The 24,643-nt window shown below is 63.6% G+C and carries 18 protein-coding genes; 10 read left to right on the top strand and 8 right to left on the bottom strand.

Annotation, left to right across the window (positions count from 1 at the left end; all coding sequences use genetic code 11):
• Positions 1–8: 8 nt before the first annotated feature.
• The 7 genes from AC1DZP_RS28840 to AC1DZP_RS28810 form a co-directional block, all read right to left on the bottom strand.
• Positions 9–1,481 carry an aspartate aminotransferase family protein gene (locus AC1DZP_RS28840; protein WP_477307107.1) on the bottom strand — a complete coding sequence of 491 codons (1,473 nt, stop codon included), beginning with the start codon at positions 1,479–1,481 and terminating at the stop codon, positions 9–11.
• Between the two features lie 62 nt (positions 1,482–1,543).
• Positions 1,544–2,551 (bottom strand): NAD-dependent epimerase/dehydratase family protein, encoded by a 1,008-nt coding sequence (locus AC1DZP_RS28835; protein WP_477307105.1) that lies wholly within the window; start codon positions 2,549–2,551, stop codon positions 1,544–1,546.
• Entirely contained in the window at positions 2,548–2,979 is a 432-nt protein-coding gene (locus AC1DZP_RS28830) for an EamA family transporter (protein WP_095087322.1), read from the bottom strand. Before AC1DZP_RS28830 ends, AC1DZP_RS28835 begins: the two co-directional genes overlap by 4 nt.
• Positions 2,980–3,103: 124 nt before the next feature.
• Positions 3,104–4,456 carry an FAD-binding oxidoreductase gene (locus AC1DZP_RS28825; RefSeq protein ID WP_477307103.1) on the bottom strand — a complete coding sequence of 451 codons (1,353 nt, stop codon included), beginning with the start codon at positions 4,454–4,456 and terminating at the stop codon, positions 3,104–3,106.
• 3 nt (positions 4,457–4,459) lie between these two features.
• Positions 4,460–5,893 (bottom strand): UbiA family prenyltransferase, encoded by a 1,434-nt coding sequence (locus AC1DZP_RS28820; RefSeq protein ID WP_477307101.1) that lies wholly within the window; start codon positions 5,891–5,893, stop codon positions 4,460–4,462.
• 228 nt (positions 5,894–6,121) lie between these two features.
• The gene (locus AC1DZP_RS28815; RefSeq protein ID WP_167392187.1) at positions 6,122–6,385 is read right to left on the bottom strand and encodes a hypothetical protein; all 264 of its coding nucleotides are present in this window, start codon (positions 6,383–6,385) and stop codon (positions 6,122–6,124) included.
• Positions 6,386–6,561: 176 nt separating this feature from the next.
• Complete coding sequence (locus AC1DZP_RS28810; protein WP_477307099.1) at positions 6,562–9,051, bottom strand: mechanosensitive ion channel family protein; 2,490 nt, start codon at positions 9,049–9,051, stop codon at positions 6,562–6,564.
• A 207-nt stretch (positions 9,052–9,258) separates the two neighbouring features.
• On the opposite strand from AC1DZP_RS28810, the gene AC1DZP_RS28805 reads away from it, so the two are divergent.
• From AC1DZP_RS28805 to AC1DZP_RS28785, 5 genes are all read left to right on the top strand, one after another.
• Positions 9,259–10,518 (top strand): sarcosine oxidase subunit beta, encoded by a 1,260-nt coding sequence (locus AC1DZP_RS28805; RefSeq protein ID WP_477228725.1) that lies wholly within the window; start codon positions 9,259–9,261, stop codon positions 10,516–10,518.
• A gap of 10 nt (positions 10,519–10,528) precedes the next feature.
• On the top strand, positions 10,529–10,825 hold the full coding sequence (locus AC1DZP_RS28800; protein WP_477307097.1) for a sarcosine oxidase subunit delta: 297 nt from the start codon (positions 10,529–10,531) through the stop codon (positions 10,823–10,825).
• Positions 10,822–13,830, top strand: a complete 3,009-nt coding sequence (locus AC1DZP_RS28795; protein WP_477307095.1) for a sarcosine oxidase subunit alpha — start codon at positions 10,822–10,824, stop codon at positions 13,828–13,830. Before AC1DZP_RS28800 ends, AC1DZP_RS28795 begins: the two co-directional genes overlap by 4 nt.
• The gene (locus AC1DZP_RS28790; RefSeq protein ID WP_477307093.1) at positions 13,823–14,410 is read left to right on the top strand and encodes a sarcosine oxidase subunit gamma; all 588 of its coding nucleotides are present in this window, start codon (positions 13,823–13,825) and stop codon (positions 14,408–14,410) included. The genes AC1DZP_RS28795 and AC1DZP_RS28790 overlap by 8 nt, the downstream gene beginning before the upstream one ends.
• 175 nt (positions 14,411–14,585) lie before the next feature.
• Entirely contained in the window at positions 14,586–16,028 is a 1,443-nt protein-coding gene (locus tag AC1DZP_RS28785; protein ID WP_477307091.1) for an MFS transporter, read from the top strand.
• Positions 16,029–16,070: 42 nt separating this feature from the next.
• Here the strand turns inward: AC1DZP_RS28785 and AC1DZP_RS28780 are convergent, their stop codons facing one another.
• Positions 16,071–16,775: a nitroreductase gene (locus tag AC1DZP_RS28780; protein WP_477307089.1), complete on the bottom strand. Its 705-nt coding sequence runs from the start codon at positions 16,773–16,775 to the stop codon at positions 16,071–16,073.
• Positions 16,776–17,000: 225 nt separating this feature from the next.
• On the opposite strand from AC1DZP_RS28780, the gene AC1DZP_RS28775 reads away from it, so the two are divergent.
• The 5 genes from AC1DZP_RS28775 (at position 17,001) to AC1DZP_RS28755 (ending at position 24,624) form a co-directional block, all read left to right on the top strand.
• Positions 17,001–17,543, top strand: coding sequence for a helix-turn-helix domain-containing protein (locus tag AC1DZP_RS28775; RefSeq protein WP_477307138.1), 543 nt, complete (start codon positions 17,001–17,003; stop codon positions 17,541–17,543).
• 104 nt (positions 17,544–17,647) lie between these two features.
• Positions 17,648–20,101 (top strand): GcvT family protein, encoded by a 2,454-nt coding sequence (locus AC1DZP_RS28770; protein ID WP_477307087.1) that lies wholly within the window; start codon positions 17,648–17,650, stop codon positions 20,099–20,101.
• Entirely contained in the window at positions 20,098–21,003 is a 906-nt protein-coding gene (locus tag AC1DZP_RS28765) for a homocysteine S-methyltransferase family protein (RefSeq protein WP_477307085.1), read from the top strand. The genes AC1DZP_RS28770 and AC1DZP_RS28765 overlap by 4 nt, the downstream gene beginning before the upstream one ends.
• Complete coding sequence (locus AC1DZP_RS28760; protein ID WP_477307083.1) at positions 20,996–22,177, top strand: pyridoxal phosphate-dependent aminotransferase; 1,182 nt, start codon at positions 20,996–20,998, stop codon at positions 22,175–22,177. Before AC1DZP_RS28765 ends, AC1DZP_RS28760 begins: the two co-directional genes overlap by 8 nt.
• On the top strand, positions 22,174–24,624 hold the full coding sequence (locus AC1DZP_RS28755) for a GcvT family protein (protein ID WP_477307081.1): 2,451 nt from the start codon (positions 22,174–22,176) through the stop codon (positions 24,622–24,624). Before AC1DZP_RS28760 ends, AC1DZP_RS28755 begins: the two co-directional genes overlap by 4 nt.
• Positions 24,625–24,643: the final 19 nt, after the last annotated feature.

Here is a 24,643-nt window from a genome sequence, read left to right as displayed (position 1 = left end):
CCTTCGCTTTAACGGACTTGGCTTTTGACGAAATCCTTGACGATCGACACGATGCCGCGCGACAGCAGGCTGTCGAAGGCATCGACGAAACGGTCGACATGCTCGCGCTGGCAGATCAGCGGCGGCTCGAGCCGGATGACGTTGCGATTGTATTCGGTGAAGGCGACGAGCACGTCATAGTCACGCAGCAAGAGCGCGCCGATGAAGCCCGACAGCGAGCCTTTCAGCTTGTCGTCGAGCACGCTGACGATCGGCCGCAGCACCATCGGCAAGGTCTGCGAGAAGTCGTGGAACTCCAGGCCGACCATGAAGCCCTTGCCGCGGACGTCCTTGATGATCTTGGGATATTTGTCCTTAAGCGCCTGCAGCCGCTGCAGCAGGTAATCGCCGGTGACCGCAGCGTTGTCGATCAGCCCCTCGTCATAGAGCACGTTGAGCCCCTCGATCGAGGTGATGCAGGCCTCGCCCATGCCGCCGAAGGTCGCCATCGCATGGATCATCGCCGTCTTCGGCGTGCCGTAGGCCTTCATATAGACCTCGCGCCGGGCAATCATCGCGCCAACCGCCGCCTTGCCGGCACCAAGCGACTTGGCCAGCGCCGTCACGTCAGGAACCACGCCGTAATGCTCGAAGGCGTAGAAGCGGCCCGAGCGGCCATAGCCGCACTGCACTTCGTCGGCGACCCACAGCACGCCATATTGGTCGCAGAGCGCGCGCAGCTTCTGCCAGTATTCGGCCGGAGCCTGGATGATGCCGCCGCCACCCTGGATGGTTTCGAGCACGATGACACCGACCTCCGGGTCGGAGCGGAACAGGCGCTCGACCGCTTCAATGTCGGCAAAGGGGATGCGGACCGTATTCTCCGCCATCTTGAAGTCGGCGCGATAAAGCTGGCCGTCGGTGATGCCCAGCACGCCCTTGGTCTTGCCGTGAAAGGAATTCTCGGCATAGGCGATTTTTGGCCGCTTCGGGCCTGCGGCGCGCTCGGCGAGCTTGACCGCCGCTTCCATCGCCTCTGAGCCTGACGAGCCGAGGAACACCATGTCGAGATCGCCGGGTGAGCATTTGGCGATGTTGTGCGCGAGGGCCGCCGCATATTGCGACATGAAGGCGATGGCGATCTCCTGGCGTTTCTCCTCCTGGAATTTTTTCCGCGCTTCCAGAATGCGCGGATGGTTGTGGCCAAAGGCCAGCGAACCAAAGCCGCCGAAGAAATCGAGGATCTTGCGGCCGTTCTGGTCGATGTAGAACATGCCCTCGGCACGCTCGATCTTGATCTTGTGGAAACCGAGCAGCTTCATGAAATGCAGCTGGCCGGGATTGAGATGCGCCTTGAACAGGTCGGTCATCACAGCGACGTCCATCGCCTTGGCCTGCTCGACGCTGATCAGGTCGGGCTTGGCGATGGTGGCGGGCGACAGCGCCGGCGCGCTGACAATGGTGCGCGCGCTCGTCTGTTCGGGCTTGGCCATGACGGTCATTTCAATCTCCTGTCTGCGCGCATGACCAGGATCGTGCGCAACGAAAGCTGTTTTGCGAGCCGCTATTCGGCAGGCACGTGTTTGGTGGCGACGGCGTGACCGGCCTTCTTGGCGCGGTACTCGCTGTAGGCGGCGATCAGCATGTCCTCGTCGCGATATTGCGGCACCCAGCCGAGCTGGCGTTCCGCCTTGGAGACATCGAGCACGCACTCTTCGTCGGCGATCAGATATTGCTCCGGATCCATGATCGGCATGTTCATCAGGTCGAGCAGGTCGAGCGTGCGCTTCACCGCCCAGCCCGGCGTCGGGATCAGGATCGATTTAGAACCCGCATGTCTGATCAGGTCGCCGAGCAGTTTCTTGACCGGCGGCGGGTTGAGCGAGCCCAGATTATAGGCCTCATCAGGCACCCCGGCCTTCCAGGCGGCGCGCGCGGCTTCGGCGCAGTCGAACACCGAGATGAACTGATAGGGGTTTCTGCCCGAACCGATCATCGGCACCGGAAAGCTCCAGTCGATCAGCTTGAACAGTTTTTCCAGAATGCCGAGCCGGCCGGGGCCGATGATCAGGCGCGGGCGGAACAGTGAGATCGACATGCCACGCTTGCGCCATTCGGCGGCCAGTTCCTCGGTCTTCTGTTTCGACCAGCCATATTCGCCAAGCGGCGCGACCGGATGCTCCTCCGTCATCGGCTGGGTGACCGTGTGGCCGTAAATCATGTCGGTCGTGTAGTGGACAAGCTTGGGTGCGCCGGCCTTGTCCATCGCCTGCATGATGTGCTCGGTGCCATGGAAATTGACCGGGAAGAAGAAATCATGCCGTTTGGCGCGAACCTGGATCGGCGACAGCATCTTGGCCGACAAATTGTAGACCATGTCGTCGGCCTTCAGCCCAACCGCGGCGACCGAGGCCGGATCGGTGACATCGCACTTGATAAAGCGGACATTGCGGTAGTGCGGCAGGTCGCTCCTGACGATGTCGGCGACGACAACCTCTTCACCATCGGCGACAAGCTTCGGGGCTAGATGGCGACCGACGAAACCGTCGCCACCGAAAATCACATGTCTCATTGGATAGTCTCGCTGTGAATCTTGTCGGAAGAAAGCGAAGCCGTTTGCGCCTCATGCCCGCGCCCGCTTTGCGCGATCAGCACCGTGCCGACGCAGATGCAGGCGATGCCGGCGATGCGCCAGCCATTGAGGTCCTCGCGGAAGACGAAATAGGCGAAGATGGCGACGGCGACATAGGCGAGGCTGAGGAACGGATAGGCGAAGGAAAGCTCGACCTTGGACAGCACATAGAGGTGCGAGGCCATCGAGATGACGAAGGTGCACAGGCCCAGGAACACCCAGGGGCTGAAGACGATCTGCAACAGCTTGACCAGGGGATTGACGCCCTCGAACGAGATCGGCCCGAGCGACATCATGCCTTGCTTCAGCATCAGCTGCGCAGCGGCATTGGTCATGACCGTAAAGAGAATGAAGACGATGTATTTCATGTGTTCCCAACCACCCCTTCACGCTTCCTATTACAAACCCGCAAACATTTCGTGAAGCCACAAGAATGTTTTGAGTGAATCGTCAATTTAACGATTCGATAACCAAGAATTACTCAAGTTTTATCTATTCCGCCGCCTCGACCGTGCCGCGTCGCGCATCGAGTTTCCTTGCCGTCCGAGCCCAGAATGACGACATGAAGGCGGGATCGCGCAACGCCTCCAGCCGCTGCCATTCGGGAAAGGACGAAGCGAAGATGTCGGCGCCCATGCGGGCATCCTTATAGGGGTTGACCGCGCCGCCGGCCTCGACGGTGATGCGATCGAGTTCCCGCAGCAGCGCGAGCGTTGCCGCCCCCCTGTTGGGGAAGTCCAGCGTCAGCGTATAGCCGGGACGCGGGAACGACAGCAGCGCCGGCGAGCGGATTGAGCCGAACCGCTTCAGCACGGTAAGGAACGAGTTCTGCCCGGCCCGCCTTGCTGCCGCCAGCAGCGCCGGCACCACCTCGTGCGCCGTCTCTTCAGGGACCACGCTCTGGTGCTGGAAAAGCCCTTTCGGTCCGTAAAGCCGGTTCCAGTCGCGCACGCCATCAAGCGGAAAGAAGAAGCCCTGGTATCCGACCTGGCGCGGCGCCGCGGACCGTCCCTTCTTCCACCTGTATGCGCCATTGAAGGCGGTCAGGAACGGCCGGTTAAGGACATTGAAAGGCGGCTGGACCGGCACCGATAGCGTGCCGCCGGCGCGCGCGGCGGCATGCGAGCCGTGCTCGGCGTGATTGCCGGTAAACAGCAGGCCGCGACCACTGTTGCGGCCACCGGCCAACTGGTCGATCCAGGCGACCGCGTACTCATTGGCCTGGTCGGCCGCCTCGGCCAGACCGAAAAATTCGCCGAGATCGCGAAACGGCGTCGCCGTCTCGACGATGACGAGCGAAGGCACCCGCATCAGCCGGATCGAGGCCGACAGGATGAGGCCGGTCAGCCCCATTCCGCCGATCGTCGCCCGAAACAGCCGCGCATTGTCGGTCGCCGAACAGCGGCGGGTCTTTCCGTCGGACCTGAGCAGCGTCAAGGTCTCGACATGGCAGCCGAAGGTGCCGCGCCGATGATGGTTCTTGCCATGCACATCATTGGCGATGGCGCCGCCGAGCGTGACGAATTGCGTGCCTGGAACAACCGCCGGGAAGAAGCCGTAAGGGGCAGCGTGTGCGATGATGTCGGATAGCAGCACGCCGCCATCGGCCTCAAGAAGGCCTGTCTCGGCATTGAAGGCGCGGATGGTATTCAAGGACCGCATGTCGACGACCGTGCCGGCCTCGTTCTGGCAAGAATCGCCGTAGGAACGGCCGTTGCCATAGGCGAGCAGCGACGCCGGCTTGGCCTGGCCGCCCTTCAGCAGCGCAATGCCATGGTCGGCACCGATCGCGCGTGGTGCCGGCGGCGTGGCAAGACCAAAGCTCGGGAAGCGTTCGGCGGCCATCCCCTACCAGCCTCCGATGACCAGCATCACCGCGCCGATCAGCACCACGATCTGGCTGCGCCAGTCGCGGATGATGAAGACGACCGGGTCGTCATGCATCTCGTCGCGGCGCGCCAGAATCCAGACGCGCATAGTGAGATAAAGCACGATCGGCGCCAGCGGCCAGATCAGCCACGGATGCGGATAAAGCTCGCGCACCGCGACGCTGTCCATGTAGAGCGCCAGCACCAGCGCCGAGGAGAAGGCCGAAGCCATTCCGGCCTGGGCGACGATCTCCTGGTCTTCGGTGCGATAGCCACGGCCGGCAATGCGCTCGCCGGGCGGAATGGCGGTGGTGCGCAGTTCGACGAAGCGCTTCACCAACGCCAGCGACAGGAAGAAGAAGATCGAGAAAGCGAGCAGCCAGAACGAGACGTCGACACCGGTCGCGGCCGCACCCGCCAGGACGCGGATCGTGTAGAGGCCTGCAAGCGTCAGCACGTCGACAAGCAGCATCCGCTTGAACGACAGCGAATAGGCCGTCGTGACCACCATGTAGCCGCCAAGCACGGCCAGGAATTCGGGCGACAAAAGCAACCCGGTGGCGATGCCGATCGCCAGCAGCACCGCGATCGCGCCAAGGCCGAACGGGATCGACAGCGCGCCGCTGGCGAACGGCCGGTTGCGCTTGGTGGCGTGCTTGCGGTCGAGCGCAAGGTCGAAGAAATCGTTGAGGATGTAGATGGCCGACGCCACCGCGCTGAACGAGACGAACGCCAGCAGGCATTGCCAGATCATGGCGGTGTTGAAGTATTCATGCGACAGCACCATCGGCACGGCGATCAGCGAGTTCTTGAGCCACTGATGCACGCGCAACATCTTGACGACGGTTCGCAATGTCGGCTTCGGCGTCGGCATCGTCTCGGCGCCGTGTGCTGCCTGCCAGCGCGCGGCATGACGGTCGGGCGCCACCACGATCGCCGTGCGCGCCGCGTCGAAGACCTGGAGGTCGTGGCGGCTGTTGCCGGCGTAATCGAAGCCGCCGTCGCCATAGGCCGCGATCAGTGAGGCGCGCTTCTTGCCGGAGGTGAGATTGTCGAAGCCGTCGGTGGCCATCACCCGGTCGAAAATGCCGAGATGGGCAGCGATGGCATCGGCGAACTTGCGCGGCGTGCCGGTCGCCAGCACGATCTTGCGGCCTTCGGCGTGCTCGGTCCGGAGGCGGCAGAGCAACGCCTCGCGATAGGGCAGCGATGCCGGATCGATGTCGATGCGCTGGGCGATCGCCTGCTTCAACCGGGCCGGGCCGCCGGCGGCCCAGAAAGGCACGAGGAAGATATAGAGCGGGTTCTTTTTGAGAAGGATGAACAGCCCTTCCCACAACAGGTCGGTAGCAATCAGCGTGCCGTCGAGATCGACCGCAAACGGTATTGCGTTCCTGTCCGACCTCGCATCCATAACCCGTCCTGCCCTACCATCGTATGATCCGGAAAACCGGAGCCTCGTTGCGCGCCGCGTTTCGGCGTCTTGAAGCTGGTATAGCCGGGAACGGCATAGCGAACGTTAAAACGCCCGGATGCAGGCGGTTGTTGCGGCGGTATTTCCGGCTTCATTGTTAAGCAAACGCTACCGAAAACAATAAAAGGCCGGGCAAATGCCCGGCCTTTCCTGTCATGCCGTCGGGGATTACTTGATGCGGGCAACGCCGCCCGAGATCTCGACCGTTTCCGAGCCGGTCAGGGCTTCGAGATCGCCATTGGGCAAGGTGACGAAGCAACCGTTCGGGCAGAATTCAACGGTTTCGCCAGCGGCCAGCGCAAGGTCTGATTTGCTGCCGCCCTCCGTCACGATCAGCGTGCGGGTCTCGGCGTCCTTGTTGACCGCGCTGGCGGCATGGGTCGAGCCGATGGCAGCGGCCAAAGCGACGGCAGCGACGAGAGACTTCCACATGTTGCAATATCGGTGTTCCCACCGCCTCTGTTGCATTTCGCAAGGCATTTTCGCCTTTGCATGGGAGCTTATATGAGATGGAAGCTGAACCGCAACTGAATGCCGCATTCATGCCGCAATTGGCTTTGCCCGGTTGCGAGCGCACCCGTTCAAGGGGCAGTTGACTGACTACACGCCTAGTCCGGATCGGGCTTGCGCGCCTTGCGTCCCGTCTTGGCGAGCTTTTTTGCTTCGGCCGCGGCTTCCACCTTGGCCTGCTCCTGTTCGACGAAATCGGCCTCGATCTTGTCGTCGTCGGTCGGCCAGGCCTCTGGCTTGCGGACCTCGACGACAGCGCGTGGCGTCGAGGGAATCTCGATATGCTCGCCGTTGAATTTCTCGAGCACGGCAAAACGGATGTCGTTCTGCGCGATATTGCCGTTCATCACATCGGCCAGGAACACGCGGATCTCGAATTCCAGTGCTGCCGCGCCGAAATTGGAAAACAGCACGAAAGGTTCCGGATTCTTCAGCACCATCGGGTGGCCGCGTGCAATCTCCGTCAGGATGGCGTGAACCTTTTTGACGTCGCTGCCATAGGCGACGCCGACCTTGATGTCGACCCGGCCAAGCTTGTTGCGATGCGTCCAGTTGCCGACGGCGTTGTTGATCAGGTTCGAATTGGGCAGGATCACCGACTGCCGCTGGAACGTCTCGATCTCGGTGGCGCGCACGCTGATCTTCTTGACGGTGCCGCTGACATCGCCGGCGACGATCCAGTCGCCGACCTTGAATGGCCGCTCGGCCAAAAGAATCAGGCCGGAGACGAAATTGGACACCACATTCTGCAGGCCAAAGCCGATGCCGAGAGAGAGGGCACCGGCGACCAGCGCTAGATTGGACAGGTCGATGCCCGCAGCCGAAATGCCGACCAGTGCCGCCAGCGCAACACCGGAGTAGCCGACCGCCAGCCGGATCGAGTTGCGCACTCCGGTATCGACCTTGCCGCGCGCCATCACCGAACCGTCGAGCCAGCCCTGGAACCAGCGCGTCAGGAAATAGCCGATGATGAAGACGACGATGCCGGAAAGGATGCCGGTGACCGAAATCGTCACCGAACCGACGGTGATCCCGGTTGCCAGCCTGTAGGCCCAGGCCTCGATGTCGCCGGGCTGGAAACCCCACATCAACAGGATCAGCGGCAGGAAGACCAGCACGATCATCAAGTTGATGGCGACGCTGACGGCGAGGCCGAGTTGATCGAGGGCGGCGTCATCGTAACTCGAATTGGCCGACAGCCAGCGCCCAACGGACGTGTCGGCGAAAGCGCCCTCCTCGCCGATCGCCCGCGCCGACAGGAAGCCGATATAGGAAGTGATGAGGATGGTGCCGGTGACCAACACTTGCACCGAGACAAAGATGGCAAGGCCAATATAGCCGAGCAAGGCCGCAGCGATGGTGAACAAACCGAGCGCGAGCGCCATGTAGCGCAGCCATGCCGGCCACGGCCGCCAGCTTCCGTCACGCGCCCTGAACGGCCGCAGCATCGCCATCAGGATCAGGATCACGCCAAAGATGATCGTGGCGCCGAAACTGCGGGCAATGGTCAGCGACAGCGGCGAGCCCATCTTGTCGTTGACGATCGACAGGAAATAGTTGACGCCGATGACCACTGCCATGGCGGTCGTCAGCCGCACCAGCCAGCGCGCCGGGCCGGTTTCGACGGGAATGAGCCGCCAGTTCGGCAGCCGCGGCTCGAGCGCCGCATTGGTCAGCCGGTTGACGCCGAACACCACAGCGATGACAGCCGCCAGCGCGTTCAGGAAGACCCCGATGTCGCCACGCAACACATTGTAATAGTTGAATAAGAACACCGTGGAGGCCAGGAATACGCTGACCGCCAATGACGGCAGCAAAGTCGACCAGAACGCCACCGATAGACGGCTGAGATAGGACGGTTGCTCGACCGTCGGGTCGGCTTCGAAGACCCGCCCGAACAGCCGCCTGCCCCCGACCAGCAGCACCAGCGCCAGTCCGAGCGCCACGAAGGTCGCTGCCAGGATGGCCTTAAACTTGAACTTGAAAGCGAAGATCAGCCAGGACGACACCGCCTTGTACAGGTTGGCGTATTCGTCATGGGCGTCGGAGAAGACCTCAGGGCTCAGGGCATCGGACAGCACGTAGCGCTTGGTCAAAAGGTTGCGGAACAGCGCGCTGCGCATGTTGCCGATCTTGTCGACCAGCCCGCTGATGCGGATCGACAGGTTCTGCGCGCTGGCGACGACTGCGTTGATCTCGGCCTTTTCCGACGCCAACGCCTGGCGTTCGCCTGTCACTATGTCAGGCTCCTGCGGCTGCCCCGCCGCGGGTGGCGGGCCCAGCACCTCGATCCGATTGTTGATGTCGGTGAGGCGCGAACGAAACGCCAGCGCACTGGTAAGTGCCGCACGCGACACGTCCTCCAGTTGCAGACGAATATCGACGAGTGAGGCATCGTCCTCACCGTCCTGCTGTATTTTCTTCTCGAGGTCGTCAGTCTTGGCCGTCAGGCCCTGGATGACTTTCTGCTGATCGGTGATCAATCCGGCAGCGCCCTGACCGAGCGCTTGCGCCATCGCGTCAAACGAAGGCGGCGCCGAGACGACAAGCGCTAGGATCAAAATGAGGCGAAGCAACCGGAAAAGCATGATTTGTTGGCGACTCACGAGCAGCAAAGGCATCTAAAAAGCCTGTCATTGATAAAGACGGCCATATCATGGGGCAAGCCGTCGCATCCGATCGCTCCACTGATCCGATCGCGGGCGTCGGCCAGTCGAAAGGCGATGGCGCAATATTGGCTTTGCGGATGCGGCCTGCTCTATAGTCTGCCGCATCGCCCGAACCGGATGACAATGATGGCAGAGTACTCGGCCTTTTCGCTGCTCGCGAACGCGCTCAAGGGAAACAAGGACTGGAAACCGGCCTGGCGCAAGCCGGATCCGAAGGCGTCCTATGATGTCATCATCATCGGTGGCGGCGGTCACGGGCTGGCAACCGCCTACTATCTCGCCAAGGAGCACGGTATCACCAATGTCGCGGTGCTGGAAAAGGGTTGGCTCGGCTCCGGCAATGTCGGCCGCAACACGACGGCCGTGCGCTCGAACTATCTGCTGCCCGCCAACACCCGCTTCTACGAGCATTCGATGAAGATGTGGGAGAACCTGTCGCACGAGTTGAATTACAACGTCATGTTCTCCCAGCGCGGCTGCCTGAACCTGGCGCACACGCCGGCCCAGTTCGACGATTATGCACGGCGCGGCAACGCCATGCGCCATCTCGGCGTCGATGCTGAATTGATGACGCCAGCGCAGATCAAACGCCTGATCCCGGCGCTCGATATCTCCGACAGCGCACGCTTCCCCGTGGTCGGCGGCCTGATGCAGCGGCGCGCCGGCACCGCCCGCCACGATGCGGTCGCCTGGGGCTATGCGCGCGGCGCCGACCGGCGCGGCGTCGACATCATCGAGAATTGCGAGGTCACCGGCTTCCTGCGCGACGGCGACCGCGTCACCGGCGTCACGACGTCGCGCGGCGACATCCGCGCCAAAAAAGTGGCCGTGACGGTCGCCGGCAGCACCGGGCGCGTCATGCAGTTGGCCGGCGTCGAGACGATGCCGATCGAGAGCCACGTGCTGCAGGCCTTCGTCACCGAATCGCTGAAGCCTTTCATCGACACCGTCGTCACCTTCGGCATGGGGCATTTCTACATGTCGCAGTCGGACAAGGGCGGCCTCATCTATGGCGGCGACATCGACGGCTACAACAGCTACGCCCAGCGCGGCAACCTGCCCATCGTCGACGAAGTGATGAGCGAGATGCTGGCGCTGTTTCCGGGCCTTGCCCGCGTGCGCATGCTGCGCTCCTGGGGCGGCGTCTGCGACATGTCGATGGACGGCTCGCCGATCATCACTACCGGCCCCCTGCCCGGCATGTATCTCAACTGCGGCTGGTGCTATGGCGGCTTCAAGGCGACGCCGGCTTCCGGCTGGTGCTTCGCCTGGACCATCGCCAAGGATCAGCCGCACGAGTTCAACGCCCCCTTCACGCTCGACCGCTTCCACCGCGGCCTGGTGATCGACGACAAGGGCCAGGGTGCAAACCCGCGGCTGCATTAGGTAAAGTCCCATGTTGATCACCTGTCCATATTGCGGCCCGCGCGACGTCGTCGAATTTACCTATCAAGGTGACGGCAACCGCGAGCGTCCCGACCCCGCCTCGCAGAATTTCGAGGCATGGAACGCCTATGTCTACGACCGGCTGAACCCGGCCGGCGACCACAACGAGATCTGGCAGCATTCCGGCGGGTGCCGCGCGCATCTCAGGGTCGTACGCAACACGCTGACGCATGAGATTTTGAGCGTCGCCTTCATGCGCGGCACCCACACCTCGACCGCACGCCGTAAGGTGGAGGACAAGTCATGAGCCCGCGTCGCACCGACACTGGCGGCCGTATCGACCGGCTGAAAACCATCCGCTTCACCTTCGACGGAGCCGCCTATACCGGCCATGCCGGCGACACGCTGGCGTCGGCGCTGTCGGCCAAGGGCGTCACCCTTTACGGGCGTTCATTCAAATATCACCGCCCGCGCGGCCTGCTCACCGCAGGCGTCGAGGAGCCCAACGCGCTGGTGACGGTGCTGAAGGGCGATGTTCGCGAGCCCAACATTCCCGCGACCATGGTCGAGATCCATGACGGACTGGTCGCCATCAGCCAGAACCGCTTTCCCTCGCTTGCCTGGGACGTCAACGCCGTCAACCAGCTTGGCGGCAAGATCCTGTCGGCCGGCTTCTACTACAAGACCTTCATGGGGCCGGTGATCGGTCCGCTCAAAGGCACTCGCTTCTGGATGTTCTGCGAGCATTTCATCCGCCGCGCCGCCGGTCTCGGCAGCGCCGGATCGGCGAAGGACCCGGCCCGCTATGAACGCATGAACGCCTTTTGCGACGTGCTGGTGGTCGGCTCCGGCCCGGCCGGGCTGATGGCCGCCAAGGCCGCTGCCGATCAGGGCGCCCGGGTCATGCTGGCTGATCTTGAGCCGCGTTTCGGCGGCTCTGCCAACTGGTCAGGCGAAACCATCGATGGCGCACCGGCCGCCGACTGGGCCCGCCGCACCGTTGCCCAGCTCGAAGGCCGCGACAATGTCCGGCTTTTGCCGCGCACCACGGTCTGGGGCTATTACGACAACAACACGCTTGCCGCGCTCGAACGGGTCAGCGACCACAAGGAGCAGCCCGGCAAGGGCGAGCCGCGCCATCGCTATTGGGCGATTCGCGCCCGCTCCGTGGTGCTCGCTACCGGCGCCTTCGAACGGCCGCTGGTGTTTCCGGGCAATGACAGGCCAGGCGTGATGCTGGCGCATGCCGCCGAGCGCTACGCCAACGAGTTCGGCGTATTGCCGGGTGAACGGATCGCGCTGTTCACCAACAACGACAGCGCCTACCGAGCGGCCGTCGCCTTGAAGAAGGCGGGTGCGGCGGTCGTTGCCATCGTTGACGTTCGGCCAGAGCCCTCAGCCGAAATGCGCAAGCTGGCCGCCGAAGCCGAGGCCGAGATCTTCGCCGGCCATGCCGTCATCGCCACCGAGGGCGGCAAGGCGCTGTCCGGCCTCAAGCTGCAACGCTTCGACATGACCAACGGCTCGCTCACCGGCGACGCCCGCAGCATCCATGCCGATTGCCTGCTGATGTCGGGCGGCTGGTCGCCGACCATCCATCTGGCCAGCCAGGCCGGTGCCAAGGCCGAGTGGAACGCCGCGCGGCAGGCTTTCCTGCCGCCGAAGCCGACCCAGCAATGGCCAACGCAGCACTGGATTGGCGCCGGCGCCTTCACCGGCAGTTTTTCCACCACTGAAGCCATTGCCGAAGGCCGCGCCGCCGGCCTTGCCGCGGCCGGTGGAACCAGCACGCCGGCGGCGTTGCCCACGGTCGAAGCCGTTCCTGGCGACCCCGATCCGGCGCCGGTGTTCGAGATCAGAGCCAAGGGCAAGAGCTTTGTCGATTTCCAGCACGACGTCACCGCGGAGGATGTGCGGCTGGCACACCGCGAAGGCTTTGTCTCGGTCGAGCACCTGAAGCGCTACACCACGCTCGGCATGGCGACCGACCAGGGCAAGAGCTCCAATGTTCCGGGCCTTGCCATCATGGCCGAGGCGCTGGGCAAGCCGATCCCCGAGGTCGGCACGACACGCTTCCGCCCGCCTTTTGCGCCGGTATCGATCGGCTCGCTGGCGGCAGAGCGCTTCGGCGACCTGAAACCCGAGCGGCTGACGCCGATGCATGACTGGCATCTCGCCAATGGCGCGACCATGTATTCGGCCGGCCTGTGGTACCGTCCGATGATCTACGGCCATGCCGGAGAGACGGTCGAGCAGGCCTATGTGCGCGAAGCCAAGGCGACCCGCGTAAGCGCCGGCATCGTCGATGTCTCGACGCTGGGCAAGATCGCCGTGCAAGGGCCCGACGCCGCCGCATTCCTCGACCGCGTCTACACCAACATGTTTTCGACGCTGGCCGTCGGCAAGGCCCGCTACGGGCTGATGCTGCGCGAGGACGGCCTCGCCTTCGACGACGGCACCACCTGGCGGTTGGGCGAGCAGGATTTCCTGATGACCACCACCACGGCCAACGCCGGCAAGGTGATGCAGCATCTGGAATATTTCCTCGACGTGATCTGGCCGGAGCTCAAGGTGCACGTCACCTCGGTCACCGACGAATGGGCGGGCGCCGCGATCGGCGGACCGAAGGCCAGGCAGATCCTCGCTGCTTGCGTCACCGGCACATCGGTCGACAACGCCACCTTGCCCTTCATGGGAATTGTGCGCGGCGAGATATCGGGTGTCCCGGTGATGATTTGCCGGCTCTCCTTCTCCGGTGAAATGGCGTTCGAGGTCTATTCCGGTGCCGGCCATGGCACCCATGTCTGGGAGGCGCTGATCGAGGCCGGCATGCCGTTCGGGCTGGTCACCTACGGGCTCGAGGCGCTGGGCACGATGCGCATCGAGAAAGGCCATGTCACCGGTGCCGAGATCGACGGCCGCACCACGGCCCGCGACCTGCACCTCGACTGGATGCTGTCGAAGAAGAAGCCGTTCATTGGCTCGGCGATGATGGACCGCGAGGGCCTGATCGCGTCTGATCGTCTGGAGCTCGTCGGCCTGATCGCGCTGGACAACCGCCCACTCAATGGCGGCGCGCACATCGTCGAGCAACTCGACGAGGCCAATCCCCACGGCTCGATCGGCCACATCACCGCCTGCTGCTATTCGCCGGCGCTCGGCAAGCACATCGCGCTGGCGCTGGTCAAGGGCGGCAAGGCACGGCACGGCACGCGCGCCAATGTCTCCGATCCCCTGCGCAACCGGTTCGGGCCGGTCGAGATCGTCTCCAACCACTTCTTCGATCCGGACGGGAGCCGCATGCATGGTTGAGCGCCAATCACCGCTCGAGCCGGAGTTTCACATTGGCTCGCATGGCAATTTCGAACACGGCGTCGAGATCATCCTGACCGAGACCGGGCTCGGCTCGATCGTGCAGCTGGCAGCCTGGCCGGGTGAGGAGAAGAAGTTGATTGCCGCCATCCGTACCGTCACCGGGCTTGCGCTACCCGATGGCGCCGGCGGCGGCCTGAGCGACGGCGTGAAGTCGGTGTTCGGCTTCGCGCCGGGAAAATTCACCGTTGCCGATGAAGCCGAAGGCCTGGCCGGCGCCTTTGCCAAGGCGGTCACCCCGGCCATCGGCACGGTGACCGACCTTTCGCATGGTCGCACCGCCATTCGCATCGCCGGGCCAAAGGCCGAATGGGTGCTGGCGAAGTTCTTCGCCATCGACTTCGCGCTGCCGGCCTTTCCGGTTGGCGCCGGCCGCTCGACCACCCATCACGATGTCTTCGCCCAGATCCAGCGTACCGGCTCCGACCAGTTCGACATCTATGTCTTCCGCTCGTTCGCACGCTCGTTCTGGAAGGCGCTCTGCCATGCCAGCGAGGAAGTCGGCTACGAGGTGCAATAGGCAGCGCCGGCCGGATGGCCGCATCGCCGCGGCTTCTGGCATCAAGGCCAGCCGGTTCTGCCGCTAGAGAATCGCTCTGCGGGCGGCCATGATGGGAAACGTGGCCGCCAAGACCGGCCCAAGGGGCATCAAAGCCCGTCTCAGGCTCGGCATAGTCGTTTGGTTCGAACATCCCATGACCGCAGAAATATCCGCCGGCGCCACCGATCGCGCCGATGTGTCGGCCAGAGCCTTGCTCCTGCTGCCACTGACGGTCGCGTGCGGCGTCTTCATGACCAGCCTCGACCAGAATGTCGTGGTGACGGCGCTGCCCGGTATCGGCGAAAGCCTCGGCCGCCCGCCCAGCCAGCTCGGCCTTCTGATCACCGTCTATGTCGCCAGCCTGATCATCTCGATGCCGCTTGGCGGTTGGGCCGCCGACCGCTTCGGCCTGCGCAATGTCTATTGCTTTGCCTTGCTGGTGTTCGCCACCGCGTCGGCCCTGTGCGGGCTGTCCGATAACATCTGGATGCTGGTCGGCGCCCGCGCGCTGCAAGGGTTCGGCGGCGCGCTGATGGGCACGCTCGGCCAGGTCGTCATCCTGCAGACCTTTCCGCGCAGCCGCACCCTGAAGATCAACATGTACATCTCGCTGGCCGGCCAGTCCGGACCGCTGGTCGGCCCGCTCGTCGGCGGAGCGCTGACCACCTACATTTCCTGGCGCTGGATCTTCTTCATCAACGTGCCGTTCGCACTTGCGGCGGCTTTGCTTGCCGCCTCGCTGTTTCCGACAGTGACCAAGCCCGGGCGCACGCCGTTCGATTTTCCGGGGTTTCTGCTGGTCGGCAGCGGCATGGTGCTGCTGGTCTTCGGCATGGATTCGCTTGCCGCCAAGGACGCTGCCGGCGGCGTCATCGCCGGTGAACTGGCGCTCGCGATCGTCATCCTGACCATTGCCTCGTTCTACTGCCTGCGCGTGCGCAATCCGCTGCTCGATCTCAAGCTCCTGCGCATCCGCACCTTCCGCATTTCCTTCCTGACCGGCGGCGGCCTGGACACGATCGGCCTCAGCTCGGTCGTCTTCCTGCTGCCGCTGATGTTCCAGCTCGGCTTCGGCATGAGCGCGGTGCAGGCGGGATCTCTGACTTTCGTTGCCGCGGTCGGTTCGGTGGCCATGCGCTTCTTCATGCCGCGTGTCCTCAACCGTTTCGGCTTCCGCCGCGTGCTGGTCTGCAACACGCCGATCGTCGCCGCCATGGTCGCTGGATTTGCCTTGATGCAGGCAACCACACCGGTGTGGATCGTGCTTGCCTACATCTTCGTCTTCGGCGTCTTCCGCTCCGCGCAATGGGCGTCGACCGGCAACCTCGCCTATTCCGACATCGCACCCGAGCAGCTCGCCCGCTTCAGCGCGCTCTATTACATCCTGTGGCAGCTCGCGGTGGCGATCAGCGTCGGCCTCGCCGCCGCGGCACTGTCGTTTCTCGCCGGCGGCGGTCCGGCGATCGCCAACGATTTCCGGATCCTGTTCGTGATCGAGGGCGTCATCACGCTGTGTGCGCTGCTCGCTTATCTCAAGCTGACGCCGCAGGACGGCGCCCATGTCAGCGGTCACGGCGCACAGATGAACACGGAATAGTGCTCGACGCCCAGTTGGCCGGTTCTGGCCAGGGCGGCCGGCTTATTCGCTGAACGTCACCCACTCTTCCAGCGGCACGCGGTCGGTGCGGAAGGCGTTTTCTGGTTTGGAAATGTCCTCATGGCCAAGCGCCATGCCGCAGACGACGATCTCCTCGTCGGGAATGTTGAGCACCGGCCTGATCTGCCGGTGATAGGGGGCGAACGCCGCTTGGGGGCACGTGTGCAAGCCCCTGCCCCGCGCCGCGACCATGATGTTTTGCAGGAACATGCCGTAGTCGATCCATGAACCCTGGTTGAGCCGGCGGTCGATGGTGAAGATCATGCCGACCGGCGCGTCGAAGAAGACGAAGTTGCGGTCGTGCTGGGCGCGCATCTTGTCGACCTCGCGACGGCCGATACCGAGCGCGCCATAGAGCCCGAAGCCGTTGGCGCGCCGCCGGGTCAGATAGGGCTCGAAGAACTGGGTGGGATAGTAGCGGTACTCATCCCAATCGGCCTTTTCGGCGCGGATGCCCGAATTGAGGATGGCGTCGGTGATCTGCTGCTTGGTCTCGCCCTTGGTGACGTAGACCTTCCACGGCTGCATGTTGGTGCCGGATGGAGCCCGCGCCGCAACCGACAGAATGGCGCGGATGGTGTCGTCGTCGACCATGTCGGGCAGGAATGCGCGCACCGAGCGGCGCGACAGGATCGCCTCGTCGACAACCTCGGCCTCGTCCGCAATTCGGGTGTTCTTTTCAAGCATGGGCCGTCCTTTAACCCTCGTCTCGACCAGACGTCCCCACTCGCCGTTCGTGCCCGAGCCTTTGCATGAACCGTCAAAATCCTGCAAGCAAATCTTGAGCATACGTGAAAATCCACTTGATTTTTTCATGAGCTTCATTTCTCATGAAATTCGGATGCAAATTTTCATGAAGTGAGCGTTTTGCCTTCACCTATCGCACGAACATTGCAGGGACCTGACGAACGCGTGCTGGCCAGCGATATCAGGGCGCTGCGCAAGGCGCGCGGGCTGACGCTTGCCGAGATCGGCCTGAAGCTTGGCCGTTCCGTCGGCTGGGTCAGCCAGGTCGAGCGTGGCCTGTCGACGCCATCGCTCAGCGATCTCAGAGCCTTCGCTGAACTGTTCGGCGTGCCGATCAGCCTGTTCTTCAGCCATGACGTGCCGGTCGAAAGCGAGCGTGGCGTGGTTGTGCGCGCCGGCAGGCGCCGCACGCTTGGCACAAGCGAATCCGGCCTGGTGGAGGAGCTTCTGTCGCCCGATCTCGGCGGTAGCTTCGAGATGGTGCGTTCGGCCTTCGCGCCGGGCGCGGAGCTGAAAAACGAGGCGCGTCGGCCGACCGAAGAGGCCGGTTACGTCGCGTCCGGACTGTTCGACATCGAGATATCGGGCGTCTGGCATCGGCTCGGCGAAGGCGACTCCTTTCGCTTCGAAGGCAAGCCCTACCGCTGGCGCAATCCGGGTGCCGAGCCGGCGGTTGTCATCTGGGTGGTTGCGCCGCCAGTCTATTGAATGCATGTCGCCCAGAAGCGTGCAGCGGCTTGGGATAACGACAAGTATCAAAAACAAAAAATGGAAAGCGCAACGCGCTTTTGGGTTTTGTCAGGGAGAAGAACATGGCCGGTTTTCCGAGCACGGCACGCGTGGTGATCATCGGAGGTGGTGCCGTCGGCACGTCCGCGCTCTATCATCTCGCCAAAGCGGGTTGGACCGACTGCGTGCTGCTCGAAAAGAACGAGCTGACCTCCGGCTCGACTTGGCATGCCGCCGGCAATGTGCCGACCTTCTCCTCGTCCTGGTCGCTGATGAACATGCAGCGCTATTCGACCGAGCTCTACCGCGGACTGGCCGAAGCGGTCGACTATCCCATGAACTACCACGTCACCGGTTCGCTGCGCCTCGCCCACTCGGTCGAGCGCATGCAGGAGTTCCAGCGTGCCAAGGGCATGGGCCGCTATCAGGGCATGGACATCGACGTCGTCGGCGTCGACGAGATCAAGCGCCGCTATCCCTTCATCGAGACGCATGATCTGAAAGGCGCGCTCTACGACCCGAGCGACGGCGACATCGATCCGGCGCAGTTGACCCAGGCGCTGGCCAAGGGCGCGCGCGACATGGGCGCCAGGATCATCCGCTTCTGCCCGGTCACCGGCGTGCGCCGCGAGAACGACGAATGGGTGGTCGAGACCGCGCAAGGCGAAATCCGCTGCGAGATCGTCGTCAATGCCGCCGGCTACCGCGCCGCCGAAGTCGGCAAGATGTTCGGCCGCGAGGTGCCGATGATGGTGATGAGCCATCAGTACATATTGTTCGAGGAAATCCCCGAACTGGCGGCATGGTCGAAGGAACAGGGCAAGAAACTGCCGCTGCTGCGCGACGTCGACACCTCCTACTATCTGCGCCAGGAAAAAAACGGCATGAATCTCGGTCCCTATGAGCGCAACTGCCGCGCGCATTGGGCGACCCATAATGATCCGATGCCGGAGGACTTTTCCTTCCAGTTGTTCCCCGACGACCTCGACCGGCTGGAGCATTATCTGGCCGATGCCGTCGCCCGCGTGCCGATCCTGGGTACCGCCGGCCTGTCCAAGGTCATCAATGGTCCAATCCCTTATACGCCGGACGGCAATCCGCTGATCGGGCCTATGCCCGGCGTTCCCAACGCCTTCGAGGCCTGCGTCTTCACCTTCGGCATCGCCCAGGGCGGCGGCGCCGGCAAGGTGCTGGCCGAATGGGTGACACAGGGCCAGACCGAATGGGACATGTGGTCGTGCGATCCACGCCGCTTCACCTCCTTTGCTGCAGCGCCGGACTACTGCGTCGCCAAGGGCATGGAGATCTACGGCAACGAATACGCCATCCAGTTCCCGCGCCATGCCTGGCCGGAAGGCCGTGACCGCAAGCTGTCGCCGATCCACGATCGCATCAAGGCGCTCGGCGCCCGCTTCGACGCCTATAATGGCTGGGAACGCGCCACCTGGTACGCCAAGGACGGCGACGACGTTTCCGAGGAGGCGACGCTGACCTTCCGTCGCGAAGGACCGTGGCAGCATCGCGTCCGCGAGGAATGCCTTGCCGTTCGCGACGCAGCCGGCATCCTCGACCTGCCGGGCTTCTCGCGCTTCAACCTCGACGGGCCAGGTGCCGCCGAATGGCTGAGCCTGCAGGTCACCGGGCTGGTGCCGAAGATCGGCCGCATCGGCCTCGTCTATTTCGCCGACGACAAGGGCCGCATCGTCACCGAAATGTCGGTCGTGCGCCATGATGAGAACCTGATGACGCTGATCACCGCGGCGGTCGCGCAATGGCATGATTTCGAATGGCTGAAATCGAGGATGCCCAAGGATGCGCCGTTCAGGCTGATCGACCGCACCGAGGAATTTTCCACCCAGATCCTGGCCGGCCCGAACTCGCGAAAAATCCTCGCTGATATCTGTGAGGCCGACCTCACTTTGCCGTGGCTGACGCATCAGGAGACGAAGATCGCCGGACGCTGGGCGAAGCTGGTGCGCGTCTCGTTCGCCGGCGAACTCGGCTGGGAAATCCACACCAGGGTCGACGACACCGCCGCCATCTTTGACGCCATCTGCGCGGCCGGAGAACAGCATGGCCTCAGGCCATTCGGCATGTACGCGCTGGATTCGCTCCGGCTCGAAAAGGGCTACCGCACCTGGAAGGGCGACTTGTCGACCGACTATTCGATCCTCCAGGGCGGATTGGAGCGCTTCGTCAAATGGGACAAGCCCGATTTCCGCGGCAAAGCGGCACTGCTGAACGAGAAGCAGCAAGGCGTGACGAAGCGTTTCGTCACTTTGGTCGTCGAGAACCCTGGTGACTGCGACGCCCCTTCTGTTTCCACACTCTGGCACGACGGCAAGATCGTCGGCGAAACGACATCAGGCGGCTGGGGTCATCGGATCGACAAATCGATCGCGCTCGGCATGCTGCGCGCCGATCTGGCGGAACCGGGAACAGCGATCGAGGTCGAAATCTTCGGCGACCGTTTTCAGGCGGTCGTGCAGAAAGACGAGCCTTTGTGGGATCCAAAGAACGAGAGGCTGCGCGCGTGAAGAAAATCATCCTCACGGATGGCGGCATGGGCCAAGAACTGGTCCGCCGCAGCAAATCCGAGCCGACGCCGCTATGGTCGGCCAGAGTGCTGATCGACGAGCCGGATCTCGTGCGCGACCTGCACGCGGAATTTATCCGTGCCGGCGCCCGCGTCATCACCATAAACACCTATTCGGCGACACCCGAACGCTTGGCGCGCGAGGGCGCGGAAGACCTCTTCAAGCCCTTGCAGAAGCGCGGCATCGAGCTTGCGAGGCAAGCCTGCGACCAGGCCGGCGAGGCAACCATCGCCGGCTGCCTGTCGCCGCTCTTCGGCAGCTATGCCCATGCGCTGACCATTTCATTCGAGGATACGCTCGACATCTACCGCCGCATCGTTGCCGAGCAGGCTGATGGCGTCGACTTGTTCCTGTGCGAGACCATGGCTTCCACCGCGGAGGCGCGTGCGGCGGTGACCGCGGCGTCGGAAAGCGGCAAGCCGGTATGGGTTTCGTGGACGCTGGCCGATCATGGCAAGCCACGCCTGCGCAGTGGCGAGGCATTAGCCGCGGCGGCAAGCGCTCTCGATGGCCTGCCGGTGGCAGCGCGGCTGGTCAATTGTTGCCGGCCCGAGGCAGTCAGCGCAGCGCTGCCCGAGCTGATTGATCTCGGCGGCCCGGTCGGCGCCTATGCCAACGGCTTCACCTCGGTCGAAGCGCTCAAGCATGGCGGCACGGTGGATGTCCTGCACGCACGCCACGACCTCGGTCCGGATGCCTATGCCGACCAGGCGATCGGCTGGGTGGAGGCCGGCGCGAGCATTGTCGGCGGCTGCTGTGAAGTCGGACCGCCACACATCGCCGCGCTGCGCGACCGGCTCGAACAGGCCGGCTACGAAATTTCGGGAGATATACATGCCTAGACCATCATCGCGCATTTCCGGCATCGTGCCTTCGGGCAAGGACGGTTGGGAAGTCCATTCGGCCGCTTGGGCCCGCAAGGCGGCCGGCGAAGACATCATCATGCTGTCAGTGGGCGACCATGATTTCGACACGCCCTCAGAAACCATCGAAGCCTGTGTGACCGCGGTTCGCGGCAGCAATCACCACTACACCCCGCTTCCCGGCCTGCCGCGCCTGCGCAAGGCTATGGCGGCAGCCTCGAGCGCCTGCACCGGCGTCGAGACGACGCCGGATCAGGTCATCGCCACGCCGGGCGGCCAGGCCGCACTCTACGCGGCCGTGCAGGCTGTTCTCGACCAAGGCGACCATGCCATCGTGGTGGCGCCCTACTACGCCACCTATCCCAACACGTTCAGCGCCGCCGGTGCCAGTTTCACCGTGGTCGAGACACCGGCCGAGGATGGCTTCCAGCCGCACGCCGACATGATCCGCGCAGCACTTCGGCCCAACACCCGCGCCATCCTGATCAACACGCCGAACAACCCGACCGGTGCGGTCTATTCGCGCGAGCGGCTGGAACAGCTGGCGGAGGTCTGCAGGGAGCATGACCTCTGGCTGTTGTCGGACGAGGTCTACTGGACACTGGGCGGCGGCGAGCACGTCTCGCCGCGCTCGCTGTCCGGCATGGCCGAGCGCACTCTGGTCATCAATTCCATGTCGAAGAGCCACGGCATGACCGGCTGGCGCATGGGCTGGCTGACGGGACCAAAAGAGATGATTTCGCTGCTGGTCAATCTCAATCTGGTGACGACCTATGGCTTGCCGGCCTTCATCTCGATTGCCTGCGCCGAGGCGCTCGAGAACCGTTATGGCGTCAAGGAAATCGCCGAACGCTACGCCGCGCGCCGCACCGTCCTGCTCGACGCCGTGCGTGGCATGAACGATGTTACCGTGCGCGGTTCCGAGGGCGGTATGTACGTCATGCTCGACATATCGGCCGTCGAACCCGACGACGAGAAATTCGCCTGGGCCCTGCTCGACAAGGAAAAGGTCGGCGTGATGCCTGGCTCCAGCTTCGGCGAGGCGGCCGCCGGCCACATTCGCATCAGCCTCTGCCAGCCGGAGGCCGTGCTGCGAGAAGCAGCGCTTCGGCTGCGCCGTTTTACCTCCAGCTATCGCCGGGAGGCCGCATGACCGCCAAGGCCATCCCCACCAAGGCCAGAGCTGTCGTCATCGGCGGCGGCGTCTCCGGCTGTTCGGTCGCCTATCATCTGGCCAAGCTCGGCTGGACCGATATCGTGCTCCTGGAGCGAAAGCAGCTGACGTCGGGCACAACCTGGCATGCCGCCGGCCTTATTGGCCAGCTGCGCGGCTCGCAGAACATGACCCGGTTGGCGAAATATTCGGCCGACCTCTACGTCAAGCTAGAAGCCGAGACCGAGGTCGGCACCGGCATGCGCCAGGTCGGCTCGATCACGGTGGCGCTGACCGAAGAGCGCAAGCATGAGATCTACCGACAGGCGTCTCTCGCCCGTGCGTTCGATGTCGACGTGCGCGAGATTTCACCGAATGAAGTCAAGGAGATGTACCCGCATCTCAATTTGTCAGACGTCGTCGGCGCCGTGCATCTGCCGCTCGACGGCCAATGCGACCCCGCCAACATCGCGATGGCGCTGGCCAAGGGTGCCCGCCAGCGCGGCGCCACCATCGTCGAGAATGTGAAGGTCACCAAGGTCCACACCAAGGCCGGTCGCGTCGCCGGCGTGTCGTGGGCGCAAGGTGAAGAACAAGGCACGGTCGAAGCCGACATCGTCATCAACTGCGCCGGCATGTGGGCGCGTGAGCTTGGCGCCCAGAACGGCGTCACCATCCCTCTGCACGCCTGCGAGCACTTTTATCTCGTCACCGAGCCAATCCCGGGCCTTACCCGCCTGCCGGTGCTGCGCGTGCCGGACGAATGCGCCTACTACAAGGAAGACGCCGGCAAGATGATGCTGGGCGCCTTCGAGCCGGTGGCAAAACCCTGGGGCATGGACGGCATCCGCGAGGATTTCTGCTTCGACCAATTGCCTGAGGACATGGACCATTTCGAGCCGATCCTCGAAATGGGCGTCAACCGGATGCCGATGCTGGCGACCGCCGGCATCCACACCTTCTTCAACGGTCCCGAGAGCTTCACCCCCGACGACCGCTATTATCTCGGCGAGGCACCGGAGCTGTCCGGCTACTGGATGGCGACCGGCTACAACTCGATCGGCATCGTCTCCTCCGGTGGCGCCGGCATGGCGCTGGCGCAGTGGATCAATGACGGCGAAGCACCCTTTGATCTCTGGGAAGTCGACATTCGCCGCGCCCAGCCATTCCAGAAGAACCGCCGCTATTTGAAGGAGCGAGTCTCCGAAACGCTCGGCCTGCTCTATGCCGATCATTTCCCCTATCGGCAGATGGCGACCTCGCGCAATGTCCGCCGCTCGCCCCTGCATGAACATCTCAAGACGCGTGGCGCCGTCTTCGGTGAGGTCGCCGGCTGGGAGCGCGCCAACTGGTTCGCCCGCGAGGGCCAGGAGCGCGAATACCGCTATTCCTGGAAGCGGCAGAACTGGTTCGACAACCAGCGCGAGGAGCATCTGGCGGTCAGGAACAAGGTCGGCCTGTTCGACATGACCTCGTTCGGCAAGATCCGCGTCGAGGGCCGCGATGCCTGCGCCTTCCTACAACGGCTCTGCGCCAACGACATGGACGTGGCGCCGGGCAAGATCGTCTACACGCAGATGCTCAACCAGCGCGGCGGCATCGAAAGCGACCTCACCGTCTCGCGGCTGTCGGAAACTGCTTTCTTCCTTGTCGTTCCCGGCGCGACGCTGCAGCGAGACCTCGCCTGGCTGCGCAAGCATCTGACCGACGAATTCGTGGTCATCACCGATGTCACCGCCGCTGAAGCCGTGCTCTGCCTGATGGGGCCGGACTCACGGAAGCTGATCCAGAAGGTCAGCCCGAATGATTTCTCCAACGAAGCCAACCCGTTTGGGACGTTCCAGGAGATCGAGATCGGCATGGGCCTGGCCCGCGCCCATCGCGTCACCTATGTCGGTGAACTCGGCTGGGAACTCTACGTCTCGACCGACCAGGGAGCTCATGTCTTCGAGGCGATCGACGAGGCGGGTGCTGATGTCGGCCTAAAGCTCTGCGGCCTGCACACGCTGGATTCCTGCCGCATCGAAAAGGCCTTCCGGCATTTCGGCCACGACATCACCGATGAGGACAATGTGCTGGAAGCAGGCCTCGGCTTTGCCGTGAAGACAGCCAAGGGCGACTTCATCGGTCGCGATGCGGTGCTGCGGAAAAAGGAGGCCGGCCTGTCACGCCGGCTGGTGCAGTTCCGGTTGAAGGAGCCGCAGCCCCTGCTCTTCCACAACGAGGCGATCCTGCGCGACGGCAGGATCGTCGGCCCGATCACCTCGGGCAATTACGGCCATCATCTCGGCGGCGCCATTGGGCTGGGCTATGTGCCGTGTCTGGGCGAGAGCGAGGCGGATGTTCTGGCATCGTCCTACGAGATCGAGATCGCCGGCGAGCGTTTTGCTGCGGAAGCATCGCTGAAGCCGATGTATGACCCGAAGTCGGAGCGGACGAGGATGTAGTTGTTTCACCCTCCCCTTG

The organism is Mesorhizobium sp. P2_F8 (genome assembly GCF_056403655.1).
This window is presented reverse-complemented; position numbering and strand designations above follow the sequence as displayed.